This window comes from Streptomyces sp. enrichment culture, assembly GCF_964273255.1.
Classification (GTDB): Bacteria; Actinomycetota; Actinomycetes; order Streptomycetales; family Streptomycetaceae; genus Streptomyces.
Genome location: NZ_OZ186835.1, coordinates 317,516 through 330,774 on the forward strand (window position 1 = coordinate 317,516; position 13,259 = coordinate 330,774).

At 74.6% G+C, this 13,259-nt stretch carries 11 protein-coding genes; 9 read left to right on the plus strand and 2 right to left on the minus strand.

All coding sequences use genetic code 11. The features are described from left to right. Window positions 1-502: 502 nt before the first annotated feature. The 5 genes from ACSU53_RS01430 (at window position 503) to ACSU53_RS01450 (ending at window position 7,961) form a co-directional block, all read left to right on the plus strand. Complete coding sequence (locus ACSU53_RS01430) at window positions 503-718, plus strand: type A2 lantipeptide (protein ID WP_437024378.1); 216 nt, start codon at window positions 503-505, stop codon at window positions 716-718. 150 nt (window positions 719-868) lie between these two features. Beyond that, a complete protein-coding gene (locus ACSU53_RS01435; protein ID WP_437024379.1) occupies window positions 869-1,675 on the plus strand; it encodes an HlyD family efflux transporter periplasmic adaptor subunit in 807 nt (268 codons plus the stop codon). A gap of 101 nt (window positions 1,676-1,776) precedes the next feature. Then, entirely contained in the window at window positions 1,777-3,894 is a 2,118-nt protein-coding gene (locus ACSU53_RS01440) for an NHLP family bacteriocin export ABC transporter peptidase/permease/ATPase subunit (protein ID WP_437032969.1), read from the plus strand. A gap of 1 nt (window position 3,895) precedes the next feature. Then, window positions 3,896-6,757: an NHLP bacteriocin export ABC transporter permease/ATPase subunit gene (locus tag ACSU53_RS01445; protein ID WP_437024380.1), complete on the plus strand. Its 2,862-nt coding sequence runs from the start codon at window positions 3,896-3,898 to the stop codon at window positions 6,755-6,757. Between the two features lie 190 nt (window positions 6,758-6,947). Continuing rightward, window positions 6,948-7,961 (plus strand): Ppx/GppA phosphatase family protein, encoded by a 1,014-nt coding sequence (locus tag ACSU53_RS01450; protein ID WP_437024381.1) that lies wholly within the window; start codon window positions 6,948-6,950, stop codon window positions 7,959-7,961. A gap of 77 nt (window positions 7,962-8,038) precedes the next feature. Here ACSU53_RS01450 and ACSU53_RS01455 read toward each other — a convergent pair whose 3' ends face one another. Then, entirely contained in the window at window positions 8,039-8,647 is a 609-nt protein-coding gene (locus tag ACSU53_RS01455) for a flavodoxin family protein (protein ID WP_437024382.1), read from the minus strand. 77 nt (window positions 8,648-8,724) lie between these two features. On the opposite strand from ACSU53_RS01455, the gene ACSU53_RS01460 reads away from it, so the two are divergent. From ACSU53_RS01460 to ACSU53_RS01470, 3 genes are read left to right on the plus strand one after another with little or no spacing between them, the layout of a single operon-like run. Further along, window positions 8,725-9,759 carry an iron-containing redox enzyme family protein gene (locus ACSU53_RS01460; protein WP_437024383.1) on the plus strand — a complete coding sequence of 345 codons (1,035 nt, stop codon included), beginning with the start codon at window positions 8,725-8,727 and terminating at the stop codon, window positions 9,757-9,759. Between the two features lie 5 nt (window positions 9,760-9,764). Beyond that, entirely contained in the window at window positions 9,765-10,454 is a 690-nt protein-coding gene (locus ACSU53_RS01465) for a HemK2/MTQ2 family protein methyltransferase (protein WP_437024384.1), read from the plus strand. Next, window positions 10,435-10,632: a CDGSH iron-sulfur domain-containing protein gene (locus tag ACSU53_RS01470; RefSeq protein WP_437024385.1), complete on the plus strand. Its 198-nt coding sequence runs from the start codon at window positions 10,435-10,437 to the stop codon at window positions 10,630-10,632. Before ACSU53_RS01465 ends, ACSU53_RS01470 begins: the two co-directional genes overlap by 20 nt. A gap of 217 nt (window positions 10,633-10,849) precedes the next feature. Here ACSU53_RS01470 and ACSU53_RS01475 read toward each other — a convergent pair whose 3' ends face one another. After that, window positions 10,850-11,284, minus strand: coding sequence for a subtilase-type protease inhibitor (locus tag ACSU53_RS01475; protein ID WP_437024386.1), 435 nt, complete (start codon window positions 11,282-11,284; stop codon window positions 10,850-10,852). Between the two features lie 592 nt (window positions 11,285-11,876). Here ACSU53_RS01475 and ACSU53_RS01480 point away from each other — a divergent pair. Then, entirely contained in the window at window positions 11,877-13,049 is a 1,173-nt protein-coding gene (locus ACSU53_RS01480; protein ID WP_437024387.1) for a lactate 2-monooxygenase, read from the plus strand. Window positions 13,050-13,259 lie beyond the last annotated feature (210 nt).

Consider the following 13,259-nt stretch of genomic DNA (forward strand, 5'->3'; position numbering starts at 1 on the left):
CCGGCGGGGGCGCCGGGGCACCGGCGAAGACGCGAGGGCCGGTACGGCCACGTTCCGCGAGGACGTGCGCACGCTCCGTGCCGAACGGGATGCGGAATCCCGGCTTCAGGGAATCTGCACAGCCCGTGCCCACGTCGGTCACCCCGCCGGGAACGCGGCAGGGGGCCCGGTGACCGGGTCACGCCTTTGCGGCGGGTGTGCCGGTTTCGGCTCCGGGGACGCAAGGGGCCGGACGCGACGATGCCGTGCACCTTGTGGAGAAGTCGCCGACGCGCCGTGCCGCCGTCTGCACGCTTGGGCGCCTCCAGGTCGCAACCTGCCTGGTGAGCGGCCGGATTGATTGGAAGCCGGGACCCGACGCGTGCTTACATCCATCGCACCGCAAGGCCGTTCCGGGCTTCCCGTGACGGGCGTCCGGCGCCCGCGGTCGCGGCCTTCGGCTGTCCCCAGCGGGGGCCGCTCTCCCCCCATGTGAAACACCCATACGAAGGGAAGTTCCAGCATGAACTCCACCCCCCAGGTCGAGACCGCCGAGATCTCGGACGCCGAGCTCGACAACGTCTCCGGTGGCCTGTCCGTGAACGCCGTGAACACCCTGACGGGCGCGGTGGACAGCATCGCCCCGGTCTCCGGCGTGCTGGACACGGCCGTCGACACCGTCGAGGGCGTCACCGGCCTGAACACCGCCCCGATCACCAACCTGGTCGCCGGTCTCTGATCGCGCGTTCCGGCGGGCCGGGCCCCGGAGCCGTCCCACGGCTCCGGGGCCCGGCGGCGCCGTTCCCGGCCCGGCCGCACAGGCGGTCGGCCGTTCTCGTTCCCGTTCCCGTAGTGACTCCGCACGTTCCGCGCAGGTGGGGGAAGACCCGTGCAGTTCCGCCAACAGGCCCTCGCCAAGCAGCAGTCACCGGAGGAACTCGACCTCCCGGTGCGTCTCGCCCGGCCCCAGGGGTGGCTGGTGCTGTCCGTCACGGTGCTCGCCATGGCCGCCGCCTCCGGGTGGGCGCTGACCGGTTCGGTGGCGTCGACGGTGACCGCGCCCGCCGTCCTCACCCACGGGCGGGGCAGCTACGTCCTGCAGAGCCCCGTCTCCGGACAGGTCACGGAGGTCCTGGCGGAGCAGGGCGAGCGGCTGGCGGCCCGCTCCCCCGTGCTGAAGGTGCGCACCGCGCAGGGCGAGACGGTCGTCCGCAGCCTCGACGCCGGACGGGTCACCACGCTCGCCGCCACCGTCGGACGGATCATCCGCACGGGTGCCGACGTCGCCGCCGTCGAGCGGACCGGCCGCGCCGGGGAGCCCCTGTCCGCGACGGTGTACGTGCCCGCCGACCGGGCCGCCGCCGTCCCCGCCGGCGCGTCCGTCGACCTGACGGTGCAGTCGGTGCCCAGCGAGGAGTACGGCGTGCTGCGCGGCCGGGTCGAGTCGGTCGACCGCACCGCGCAGTCGGCGGGGCAGATCGCCTCGTTCCTCGGCGACCCGGCCCTCGGCGAGCAGTTCGCGCGGGAGGGCAGGCCGGTGGCCGTCACGGTGGAGCTGCGGACGTCGTCCACGACGAAGAGCGGCTACGCCTGGTCGTCCGCGGACGGACCGCCGTTCCGGCTGACCTCGATGACCCTGGCCTCCGCGTCGATCCGGCTCGCCGACCGGCGCCCCGTCGAGTGGCTGCTGCCGTGACCGCGACCCGCGCACGCGGCGGCGGGCGCCGCGCCGCCCCGCCCGCCCGCACCGTGCTCCCCCGGCGCGCCCGCACCGTCCGCACCCCCACCGTGCTGCAGATGGAGGCCGTCGAGTGCGGCGCCGCCGCGCTGGCCATGGTGCTCGGCCACCACGGCCGCCACGTCCCGCTGGAGGAGCTGCGGATCGCCTGCGGGGTCTCCCGCGACGGCTCGCGCGCCGGCAACTTGCTGAAGGCGGCGCGCAGTTACGGGCTGACCGCCAAAGGCATGCAGATGGACCTGGCCGCCCTCGCCGAGGTGGCGGCACCGGCCATCCTGTTCTGGGAGTTCAACCACTACGTCGTCTACGACGGCATGGGACGCCGGTTCGGCCGTCGCGGGGTGTTCGTCAACGACCCCGGCAAGGGGCGGCGGTTCGTGCCCCTGGAGGACTTCGACGGCAGCTTCACCGGGGTCGTCCTGGTCATGGAGCCCGGCGAGGACTTCGCCCGCGGCGGCCGCCGGCCCGGTGTCCTCGGGGCGATGCCCGCCCGGCTGCGCGGCACGGCGGGAACCCTGCCCGCCGTGGTGCTGACCAGCCTGCTGCTGGTGGCCGTCGGCGCGGCCGTGCCGGGGCTGAGCCGCGCGTACATCGACGAGTTCCTGATCGGCGGCCGGACCTCGACCCTGGACGTGCTGTTCACGTCCATGGCGGCCTGCGTGCTGCTCACGCTGCTGCTGACCTGGCTGCAGCAGGCCAATCTGCTGCGCGGGCGGATCATCTCGTCCACGCTGTCCAGTGCCCGCTTCCTGCGCCACCTGCTGCGGCTGCCGGTGACGTTCTTCGCCCAGCGCAGCCCGGCCGACCTGGTGCAGCGGCTGCAGTCCAACGACGCGGTGGCCGAGACGCTGGCCCGCGACCTGTCGGCGGCGGGCGTGGACGCCCTGGTGGTGGTGCTGTACGCGCTGCTGCTGTACAGCTACGACCCGCAGCTCACCTTCGTCGGCATCGGGGTGGCGCTGCTGAACGTCCTGGCGATGCGCGTGGTGGTGAAGCTGCGCGCGACGCGGACCGCGAAGCTGCGGGCGGACACCGCGCGGCTCACCAACACGGCGTACACCGGGCTGCAGTTGATCGAGACGCTGAAGGCGACCGGCGGCGAGGACGGCTACTTCCGCACCTGGGCGGGACAGCACGCGACCACGCTGGAGGAGCAGCAGCGGCTCGGCGTGCCGACGGCCTGGCTGGGGGTCGTCGCGCCGGCCCTGGCCATGCTCAACAGCGCGCTGATCCTGTGGATCGGCGGCCTGCGGGCGGTGGAGGGGCACATCTCGGTCGGGCTGCTGGTCGCCTTCCAGGCGCTGGTCACCCGCTTCACCGCGCCGCTGACCCGGCTGAACGGGGTGGCCGGCCGCATCCAGGACTTCGCGGCGGACGTGGCCCGGCTGAAGGACGTGGAGAACTTCCGGGCCGACCCGCTGTACGGCCGGCCCGGCGCCGGGGAGTCGACGCGGCGGCTGCACGGGCACGTGGAGCTGCAGAACGTCTCCTTCGGCTACAACCCGCTGGACGAGCCGCTGCTCACCGGTTTCGACCTGACCGTCGGGCCGGGGCAGCAGGTGGCCCTGGTCGGCGGCTCGGGCAGCGGCAAGTCCACGGTGTCCCGGCTGATCTCGGGGCTGTACACGCCCTGGGACGGGGTGATCCGGGTGGACGGCCGGCGCATCGAGGACATCCCGCGCGGGGCGCTGGCCTCCTCGGTCTCCTTCGTGGACCAGGACGTGTTCCTCTTCGAGGGCACGGTCCGGGACAACGTGGCGCTGTGGGACCCGTCGATCCCGGACGAGGCCGTGGAGGCGGCGCTGCGGGACGCGGCGCTGTACGACGTGGTCGCCCGGCGGCCCGGCGGCATCCACAGCCGGGTCGAGCAGGACGGCCGCAACTTCTCCGGCGGGCAGCGGCAGCGGCTGGAGATCGCGCGGGCACTGGTGCGGCGGCCGAGCATCCTGGTGCTGGACGAGGTGACCAGCGCGCTGGACGCGGAGACCGAGCAGGTCGTGATGGACAACCTGCGCCGCCGCGGCTGTGCCTGTGTGGTGATCGCACACCGGCTGAGCACGGTCCGCGACAGCGACGAGATCGTCGTCCTGGACCGGGGCACGGTCGTGGAGCGCGGACGGCACGAGGAGCTGGTGGCGCGCGGCGGCGCGTACGCGGCGCTGGTCAGGGAGCGGTGAGATGACGACCGTGCACGACGGCCTCGGCGGCGATCTGGTGCTGGGCGCGCTGGGCGGGCTGGGCACGCCCGTGGACTGCGCCGTGTCCGGCCGCCTGGACCTCGAGGGGCCGCAGGTGCTGTGGCTGGTGGCGGCCGGGGCCCTGGACCTGTTCGCGGTCGACGCCGCGCAGCAGGGCCACTGGCACCACCTTGGCCGGCTGGAGGCCGGGGCGCTGCTGCTGGGTCCGGTGCCGGGTCCGCAGCACACGCTGGTGGCGCGCCCGCTGCGGGACTGCGTGGTGCACCGCATCGGCCTGCGCGAGCTGTACCAGCAGGCGGACACCCGGACGTGGTCCTACGACGCCCACGGACGGCCGCAGTACGTGCCGCCCGCCACGAGCCCGCTGGAGTACGCCCTGGCGCTGGGGCTCGGCCGGAGCCTGTCGGTGCTGTTCCAGGCGCCGACGGCCGGGGAGCGCGCGGACGGGTCCGGGACCGTCCCGGCGGGCGGTCCGGGCCCGGGCGAGGACGACGACGTGTTCTGGATGCACGTGCCGCCGGGCAGCGTGCAGTACGGATCGGTGTACGGCGCGGAGGCGGCGGCCGATCTGCTGATGGACGCCGCGCTGTGGCAGAGCGTGGTCGACCAGCAGTACCGGCTCATGACCGCCCTCGACCGCTGGATCGAGCAGCTGGAGCAGACCCACGCGTCCCGCACCGCCGAGGGCATCCGGGCCGGTGAGGCGGTGCGCGCCCGGGCCGACCGGACGCTGCTGGCGTCCATCGGCGGCCGTCCGTCGACGCGCGCGGCGACGGCCGCCGACGCGGACGCCACGTACGCGGCCTGCGAGCTGGTGGCGCGGGCGGCCGGGATCCGGCTCGCGGGGCCCCCGCCGCCGGGGGCCGGCGACGACCGGCTGGATCCGGTCGAGCGGGTGGCCCTCGCCTCCCGGGTGCGTACCCGTGCCGTGCGGCTCGAGGGCCGCTGGTGGCGGGAGGACGTGGGTCCGCTGGTGGGACACCGGTCGCTGTCGGGCGCCCCGGTGGCCCTGCTGTGGCGGCGCGGCGGCTATGTGGCGGTCCACCCGGGCAGCGGCCGGGAGACGCCGGTGGAGAAGGCCAACGCCGGGGAGTTCGAACCGCAGGCGGTGATGTTCTACCGGCCGCTTCCCGACCGGCGGCTGGGGCCCCTGGGCCTGATGCGGTTCTGCATGGCGGGCACGCGCCGGGACCTGACGGCGCTGCTGCTGAGCGGTCTGGTCACGGTGGCCGTCGGGGCGATGGTGCCCCTGGCGACCGGCCGGGTGCTCGGCGAGTTCGTGCCGCGGGCGCAGACCGGTCCGATCGTGCAGGTGTGTCTCGCGGTGATCCTCGGCAGTGTGGTGGCGGCGGCGTTCATGCTGCTGCAGAACCTGACCCTGCTGCGGCTGGAGGGCCGGGTGGAGGCCACCCTGCAGCCGGCCGTGTGGGACAGGCTGCTGCGCCTGCCGACGGCGTTCTTCGCCGAGCGGTCCACCGGTGAGCTGGCGAGCGCGGCCATGGGAGTCAGCGCGATCCGCCGGCTGCTCGCCGGGGTGGGGCCGACGGTGGCGCAGTCGGTGACCGTCGGGGCGGTGAACCTCGCTCTGCTGCTGTGGTTCAGCGTGCCGATGGCGCTCGCGGCGCTGGGCATGCTGGTGGCGGTGGCCGCGGTGTTCCTGGGGCTCGGGCTGTGGCAGGTGCGCTGGCAGCGGCGGCTGGTGGTGCTGACCAACCAGCTGAACAACCGGGCGTTCCAGACGCTGCGCGGCCTGCCGAAGCTGCGGGTGGCGGCGGCGGAGAACTACGCGTACGCCGCCTGGGCGTCCGAGTTCGCCCGGAGCCGGGAGCTCCAGCAGAAGGCGGGCCGGGTGAAGAACCTGACGGCCGTGCTGGGCGCCGTCTACCTCCCGCTGTGCACGCTGGCGATGTTCATGCTGCTGGCCGGGCCGGCCCGGGGCACGATGACGGCGGCGCAGTTCCTCACCTTCCACACGTCGGTGACGATGGTGCTGGCCTCGGTCACCCAGCTGACCGGCGCGTTCGTCTCCGCTGTGGCGGCGCTGCCGCTGCTGGAGCAGATCCGCCCGGTGCTGGAGGCGGCGCCCGAGGTGCGGGCCGGGAGCACCCGGCCGGGCCCGCTGTCCGGTGCGGTGGAGGCGCGGCGGCTGTCGTTCCGGTACTCCGACGACGGACCGCTGGTCCTGGACGACGTCTCCCTGGAGGTGCGGCCGGGCGAGTTCGTGGCGGTCGTCGGCCCGAGCGGGTGCGGCAAGTCGACGCTGCTGCGGCTGCTGATCGGCTTCGACAGGCCGCGGTCGGGCAGCGTGCTCTACGACGGCCAGGACCTGTCCGCGCTCGACCTGTCGGCGGTCCGCCGCCAGTGCGGGGTGGTGCTGCAGCATGCCCAGCCGTTCACCGGTTCCGTCATGGACGTGATCCGCGGGACCGAGCCGTACACCCCGGAGGAGGTCATGGCGGCGGCGGAGCTGGCGGGGCTGGCCGAGGACATCCGGCGGATGCCGATGGGGCTGCACACCCTGGTGTCGGGCAGCGGGGCGGTCTCCGGCGGCCAGCGGCAGCGCCTGATGATCGCCCAGGCGCTGATCCGCCGCCCGCGCATCCTCTTCCTCGACGAGGCGACCAGTGCCCTGGACAACGCCACGCAGCGCACGGTGATGGACTCCACCCGCGCGCTGCGGGCCACCCGCGTCGTCATCGCACACCGGCTGTCGACGGTGCTGGACGCGGACCGGGTGGTGGTCATGGAGGACGGCAAGGTGGTCCAGCAGGGCCCTCCGGCGGACCTGCTCGCCGACACCGGCGGACGGCTGCATCACCTGGTGCGGCGGCAGCTGGCCTAGGTGTGCTGTCCCGGCACGCCTACGGGGCCGGGACGCGACCGACGCACCCTGTGGAGGTGCGCCGGGGGGCCGAGGCCGCCGCCGGGTTCGCCGCCCTCACCCCGGAGGGGTCCACCGGTACACCCCGGCTGCGCCGGACGTCCTGGCCCCGCGTGCGGTAGGACATACGCCCAGTGGGTACCCACGCGCCATGCGAACCAGCGTGATGGATGTGGGATCGAAGACCGTCAGACTCGTCGTCGCGGACACGGACGACGGGGTGCCGCTGCCGGTCCACACGGCGAAGTGGCGGCTGCGGCTGTCCGAGGAGGTCGCGCCGGGCGAGCCGCTGCCCGAGGAGACGGTGGACCGGCTGGTGGACGCCGTGTCGGCGGCGAGCCGCACCGCCGCCCGCTGGGGCGCCGCCGGCCCGCTGGCCTTCGCCACCGCCGTGGTGCGCGGCGCCCCGAACCGGCAGGAGGTGCTGCACGAGGTCCGCTCCCGCACGGACGTCGCGCTGTGCACCCTGCCGGGCGAGGTGGAGGCCGAGCTGACCTTCCTGGGAGCCCGCCGGTGGATGGGCTGGCGCTCCGGTCCGCTGGCCCTGCTGGACATCGGCGGGGGTTCCCTGGAGGTGGCCTTCGGCCGTGGGCGCCTGCCCGACTTCGTGGCCTCGCTGCCGCTGGGCGCGGGCCGGCTGACCCACGAGTTCTTCGCCGACGAGGACCCGCCGCCGCCCTCGCAGGTGCGCGCGCTGCGGCGCCGGGTGCGGCACCAGCTGCGGGACGTGGCGGCACGGATCCGCTGGGAGGGGCCGCGCACCGCGGTGGCCACCTCGCGCACGTTCCAGCAGCTGGGGCGGCTGTGCGGGGCCGCTCCGGGGCGGCACGGCCCGTTCGTCGAGCGGGAGCTGACCTGCGCGGACCTGCGGGTGGCGATCGACCGCCTGGCCGCGCTGCCCGCCGCCGAGCGCGCCCACCTGCCCGGCATCTCCGCACCGCGGGCGGCGCAGAGCCTGGCGGGGGCGGTCGTGGCGCACACGGCGATGAAACTGACCGGGCTCTCGGCCGTGACGATCTGCCCGTGGGCGCTGCGTGAGGGGGTGCTGCTGCGGCACATCGAGGACGGGCCCGGCTGGTGGGCGGAGGTCACCCGCCGCAGTGAGAAGGACACGGCTCCGGCCGAGCCGGTGCCGCTGCCGGTGGCCCGCGTGGGGGCCTCGTAGCGCGCCGCGTCGGCACGTCGTAGCGCGCCGCCTGGGGGCCGTGCGGAGCACCGGCGAGCGCCGAGAGGCCGCCGGGGCTACTGCGGGGGCGGGCCCAGCGGGCGTTCCGCCAGGGCCCGGGCGACGCCGAGAAGGTTGGCGGCCATGGCCCGGCCGGTGCTGCGCGACCAGTCGTGGCCGCGGCCGCCCTCCAGGAAGCTGGGCCCGGGGCCGGGGCCCTGGTTCCAGTACGTCCAGGCCTGGCCGGGGATGGTGTAGCCGATGTCCTGCAGCCCGCCGGTGATCTCGCTGATCACGTGGTGGGCGCCGTCCTCGTTGCCGGTGACGACGACCCCGGCGACACGGTTGTAGGCGACCGGGCGGCCCTCGTCGTCGGTCTCGGACATCATCGCGTCCATCCGCTCCAGGACCCGCTTGGCGACCGAGGACGGCTGGCCGAGCCAGGTCGGGGAGGCGATGACCAGGATCTGCGCGTCGAGGATCTTCGCGTGCACGTCCGGCCAGTCGTCCCCGTCGTGCACCGCCTCGCTGGTGACGCCTGGCCCGATGTCCAGGTCCACGGCGCGTACGACGTCGACCTCCACGTCCTCCTTCTGGAGCTGTTCGGTGACGGTCCCCAGCAGCGCCTCGGTGTTGGACGTGGCCGGCGACTTCTTGAGGGTGCAGTTGATCGCGAGTGCCTTCATGCGCTCCGGAGTACCCCTGCGCGGGAGTGACACGCGTGGGCGGGGTGGCCGGGCGGTCCGCGGGTACCCGGGGACCCATGGAACACCCACGTACGGAACCCACGCTGCCCGCGCCGCGCGGCCCCCTCAGCGCGGCCGTCATCGCCCGTCTCACGGGCGACGGCCCTCTCCCGCTGCCGCGGGACGTGGCCCGGGCGGCCGTGTACGGCGACGACTTCCAGCTCGCGCTGTACCTCTGTTACGAACTGCACTACCGCGGCTTCGACGGCGTCCCGCCGGACCGCGAGTGGGACCCGGACCTGCTGCGGACCCGGGGCGCGCTGGAGCGGCGCTTCGAGTCGGCCCTGCGCGCGGACGCCACCGTGCACGACGACGTGGACGAGGCGCTCGCCGCCCTGCTGGTGGAGCCGGTCGACGGCACCGGCGTCAGCCACTTCCTGCGCGACAAGGGCGAGCTGTGGCACGTGCGCGAGTACGCGGCCCAGCGGTCCCTGTACCACCTCAAGGAGGCGGACCCGCACGCCTGGGTGCTGCCGCGCCTGTGGGGCCGGGCCAAGGCCGCGATGGCGGCCGTGGAGTTCGACGAGTTCGGCGGCGGCCGCGCCGACCGGGTGCACGCCCTGCTCTACGCGAACCTGATGGACGACCTGGGCCTGGACACGACGTACGGCCGCTACCTGGACGCCGCCTGCGCGGAGCTGCTGGTCACCGTGAACCTGATGTCGCTGTTCGGTCTGCACCGCTCCCTCAGGGGCGCCCTGGTGGGGCATTTCGCCACGGTCGAGATCACCTCGTCGCCGGGGTCCCGCCGGCTCGCCGAGGCGATGCGCCGCACGGGCGCGGGGCCCGCCGCCGAGCACTTCTACGACGAGCACGTCGAGGCCGACGCGGTGCACGAGCAGGTGGTGCGCCACGAGGTGATCGGCGGGCTGATGGAGGACGAGCCCGCCCTCGCCCCGGACATCGCCTTCGGCATCGACGCGACGGTGTTCGTGGAGGACCGGCTCGGCGACCGGCTGCTCGCCGACTGGGGCGCCGGCCGCTCGTCGCTGCGCACGCCCCTGGCCGTCCCTGACGCCACTCCCGTCCCCGACACCACTCCCGTCCCATGACGCACATGTCCGGCGATGTCCGGGGTACTCGGCCGCTCGTGAATCCACTCGCACCCCCGGGCGTGTACGCCCCGCAGGAAGACACCGAGCTGCTGGCCGGTGCACTGTCCGACGAGCCCGTCCGGCCGGGCTCGGACGTTCTCGACGTGGGCACCGGCTCCGGTGCCCTGGCGCTCGCCGCCGCCCGGCGAGGCACCCGCGTGACCGCGGTGGACGTGTCCTGGCGTGCCGTGTGCACGACCCGCCTCAACGCGCTCATGGCGGGCCTGCCCGTCCAGGTGCGGCGGGGGAACCTGTTCACCCCGGTGCGGGGGCGGTCGTTCGACCTGATCCTCGCCAACCCGCCGTACGTACCGGCGCCGGACGGCGGTACCGGGCCGCCGCGCGGGCCGGCCCGGGCGTGGGACGCGGGCCACGACGGGCGGCTGGTGCTGGACCGGATCTGCCGGGAGGTGCCCGGACTGCTGCGGCCCGGCGGCGTGCTGCTGCTGGTGCAGTCGGCGCTCAGCGGGCCGGAGCTGACGCTCGGCCGTCTGCGGGAGGCCGGGATGAAGGCGGCTGTGACCCGGCGCCGGCACATCACGTTCGGTCCGGTGCTCAGGTCCCGGGAACGCTGGCTGCGGGAGCGCAGCCTGCTGGGTCCGGGCGAGAACAGGGAAGAGCTGGTGGTGGTCCGTGCCGAACTCCCCGTCTGACCCGCCCCGGCGGCTGACCGTGCAGCGCAAGGGCCCGCTCCTGGTGGAGGGCCCGGTGGAGGTTGAGCTGGAGGACGGCACGGTGGTGTCGTCGGACCGCTTCCGGGTGGCGCTGTGCACCTGCCGCCGCAGCCGCCGCTACCCGTGGTGCGACACCAGCCACCGCGACCGGGCCTGACGCCGGGGGCCCGGCCCGGTGACGGGATGCCGGGTGACGGACGTACGAGGAGGGCCGGGCGGCCACGTGGCCGCCCGGCCCTTCCGCATGCCGGAGGCCGGCGGGCGGCCCCACTCCGCCCGCCGGCTTCCTTGCGCGAGATCGCACGTCTCCGCGGGGTGCTCGCACTCCCCAATCTGCGGCCACCGCGCGGTCACGGGAACCGTGCGATCCCGGTCTAGAACGCGAAGACGCTCGAACCGTGAGCGTTCATCACGCACTCGTTGGGGAAGGTCCGTTCGTAGGAGACCCGCCGGCCCTGCCACACGCCTTCGACGGTGACGACGACCGGGTCGTACTGCTTGGTGCAGAAAACGCCCGGCCGCATGGACAGCGCGTCGAGGTTCCCGCTGACGCCTTCGAGGTCGGCACAGGCCGAGGAGGCGGCGGGGTGGGTGCCGGAGGCGCCCGGGCCGCAGGTCAGGGTGACCGCGCGTTCGGGTGTCACGCTCGGCGCGCTCTCGCCGTGACCCAGGGTCAGCACCAGGGCCGAGGGGGCGTAGAGCGCGGAGGGGCCGTTCCCCGGTGCGGCCTGCGCGGCCCCGGTGAGGGGTGCGAGGACGGCAGCGGCCGTGAGGCCGAGGGTGGTGGCCCAGCGCGCGGTGTTCCGCATTGTGTGCATCCTTCCGCTCGTTTCGTTCGATCGCCGGTCCGTGCTCGGTCGGTGCCGGACCGGCGTGCCGGAGTCTGCCGAGTCCCCGGCGGAAAGACACGTCGACCCTGCTGGTTTCAGTAACATTGCGTGTTGAATCAGTGGCGTGAAGTCACACGGGGGAAGGGCTTCCGGCCGGTAATCAAGCGGTTACCGTGTGCGTGAAGTGGCCAGTTGGCCGAAATCCGGCTGTTCGTTAATCGGCCTGAAACATTCCGATTCCGGTGCCCACGGGCCATTCCACGACGCCTTGTGTTCACATGGAGATCACTTACGACCGGGGCGGCGCCACCTGATCCTCGTGGGCGGAACCGGGCCGACGGCACCCCCGGCCGCGGCGGCGGGCCCGGACTGTCAGTGGCCGCGACTGGCGTGCGCGGGATGACGCGATACGTGATGGTGGCGGGCGCCTGGCACTGGCCGATGTTCTCCCGCCCTCGCGAACTGGCCCGGATCCTGCACGAATCGGCCCCCGTGCGGTGAGGTACGGATACCGTCGGCACGGGCGTCGCGGCGCCCGGCCGGCGGACGAGGAGAGGCGGGACGGGGACACATGGCGGGACACTGGGCCGACTTCCAGTACGAGATCTACCTGAACGGGATGACGGGCGCCGTCCCCCGGCTGCCGACGGACCTGACCCGGCTGGAGGAGCTGACCGAGCAGCGGCTCGGCCCCGGCCCGGTCGGCTACGTGGCGGGCAGCGCGGGCGACGGCAGCACCGCACGCGCCAACCGGGCCGCCCTGGACCGCCACCGGATCGTGCCGCGCATGCTGCGGGACGTCCACGAGCGCGACCTGTCCGTCCGGCTGCTGGGCCGGGACCTGCCGGCTCCGCTGGCGCTGGCGCCCGTCGGGGTGCTGTCGATCATGCATCCGGACGCCGAGCCGGCGGCGGCCCGGGCGGCCGCCGCGCGGGGCGTGCCGTTCGTCCTGTCCTCGGCGTCCAGCACGCCGATGGAGGAGGTCGCCCGGGCGATGGGTGACGGGGAGCGCTGGTTCCAGCTGTACTGGCCGAAGGACGTCGAGGTGGCCCGCAGCTTCCTGTCCCGGGCCCGGGCGGCCGGATACACCGCGCTGGTGGTCACCTTGGACACCCCGCTGCTGTCCTGGCGGCCGCGCGACCTCGACCAGGCCTACCTGCCCTTCCTGCACGGCGTGGGCACCGCCAACTACTTCACCGATCCGGCGTTCCGGGCGGGGCTGGCCAAACCGGTGCACGAGGACCCCAACGCGGCGGTGATGCACTTCGTCGGCATGTTCGCCGACCCCGCCAAGACCTGGCCGGACCTCGCGTTCCTGCGGGAGAGCTGGGACGGCCCGATCGTGCTCAAGGGCGTGCTGCACCCGGACGACGCCCGGCTCGCGGCCGACGCCGGGATGGACGGCGTGGTGGTCTCCAACCACGGCGGCCATCAGGTCGCGGGGTCGGTCGCGGCGGCGGACGCGCTGCCCCGCGTGGCGGAGGCCGTCGGCGACCGGCTCACCGTGCTGTTCGACAGCGGCGTACGCACCGGCGACGACGTGTTCAAAGCGCTCGCCCTCGGCGCGCGGGCGGTGCTGCTGGGGCGCCCGTACGTGTACGGCCTGGCGCTCGACGGCCAGGCGGGGGTGGACCACGTGATCCGCTGCCTGCTCGCCGAACTGGACCTGACCCTGGCCCTGTCGGGACACGCCGGGCCGGACACGGTGGGCCCCGGCGACCTCGTGACGGCCCCGCCCGCCTGACCCGCGCGACGGGCTTCGGAGGTGCCGACGGGCAGTGCCGGCGAGGCGGCCGGCCCCGGACGCCGCCCCGGCGCATCGCCTCGCACGGCGGCGGTACGGCGGTCCCGGGCACCGGGCGCGCGGCGGCAGGGGGCCGGCCGCGTCAGGCGGGGGCCGGGCCGTCCTCCCCGCCCGCCGGCCTGCCCACCGCCGTCCACCGAGAGGGAGCGG

What these genes read in the sequence shown, in the direction of transcription:
- ACSU53_RS01465 (WP_437024384.1), top strand. Translation starts at nt 9,765, where the DNA reads ATGTCCGGCGATGTCCGGGGTACTCGGCCGCTCGTGAATCCACTCGCA.
- ACSU53_RS01460 (WP_437024383.1), top strand. Translation starts at nt 8,725, where the DNA reads ATGGAACACCCACGTACGGAACCCACGCTGCCCGCGCCGCGCGGCCCC.
- ACSU53_RS01440 (WP_437032969.1), top strand. Translation starts at nt 1,777, where the DNA reads ATGGAGGCCGTCGAGTGCGGCGCCGCCGCGCTGGCCATGGTGCTCGGC.
- ACSU53_RS01430 (WP_437024378.1), top strand. Translation starts at nt 503, where the DNA reads ATGAACTCCACCCCCCAGGTCGAGACCGCCGAGATCTCGGACGCCGAG.
- ACSU53_RS01480 (WP_437024387.1), top strand. Translation starts at nt 11,877, where the DNA reads ATGGCGGGACACTGGGCCGACTTCCAGTACGAGATCTACCTGAACGGG.
- ACSU53_RS01450 (WP_437024381.1), top strand. Translation starts at nt 6,948, where the DNA reads ATGCGAACCAGCGTGATGGATGTGGGATCGAAGACCGTCAGACTCGTC.
- ACSU53_RS01455 (WP_437024382.1), bottom strand. Translation starts at nt 8,647, where the DNA reads ATGAAGGCACTCGCGATCAACTGCACCCTCAAGAAGTCGCCGGCCACG.
- ACSU53_RS01475 (WP_437024386.1), bottom strand. Translation starts at nt 11,284, where the DNA reads ATGCGGAACACCGCGCGCTGGGCCACCACCCTCGGCCTCACGGCCGCT.
- ACSU53_RS01445 (WP_437024380.1), top strand. Translation starts at nt 3,896, where the DNA reads ATGACGACCGTGCACGACGGCCTCGGCGGCGATCTGGTGCTGGGCGCG.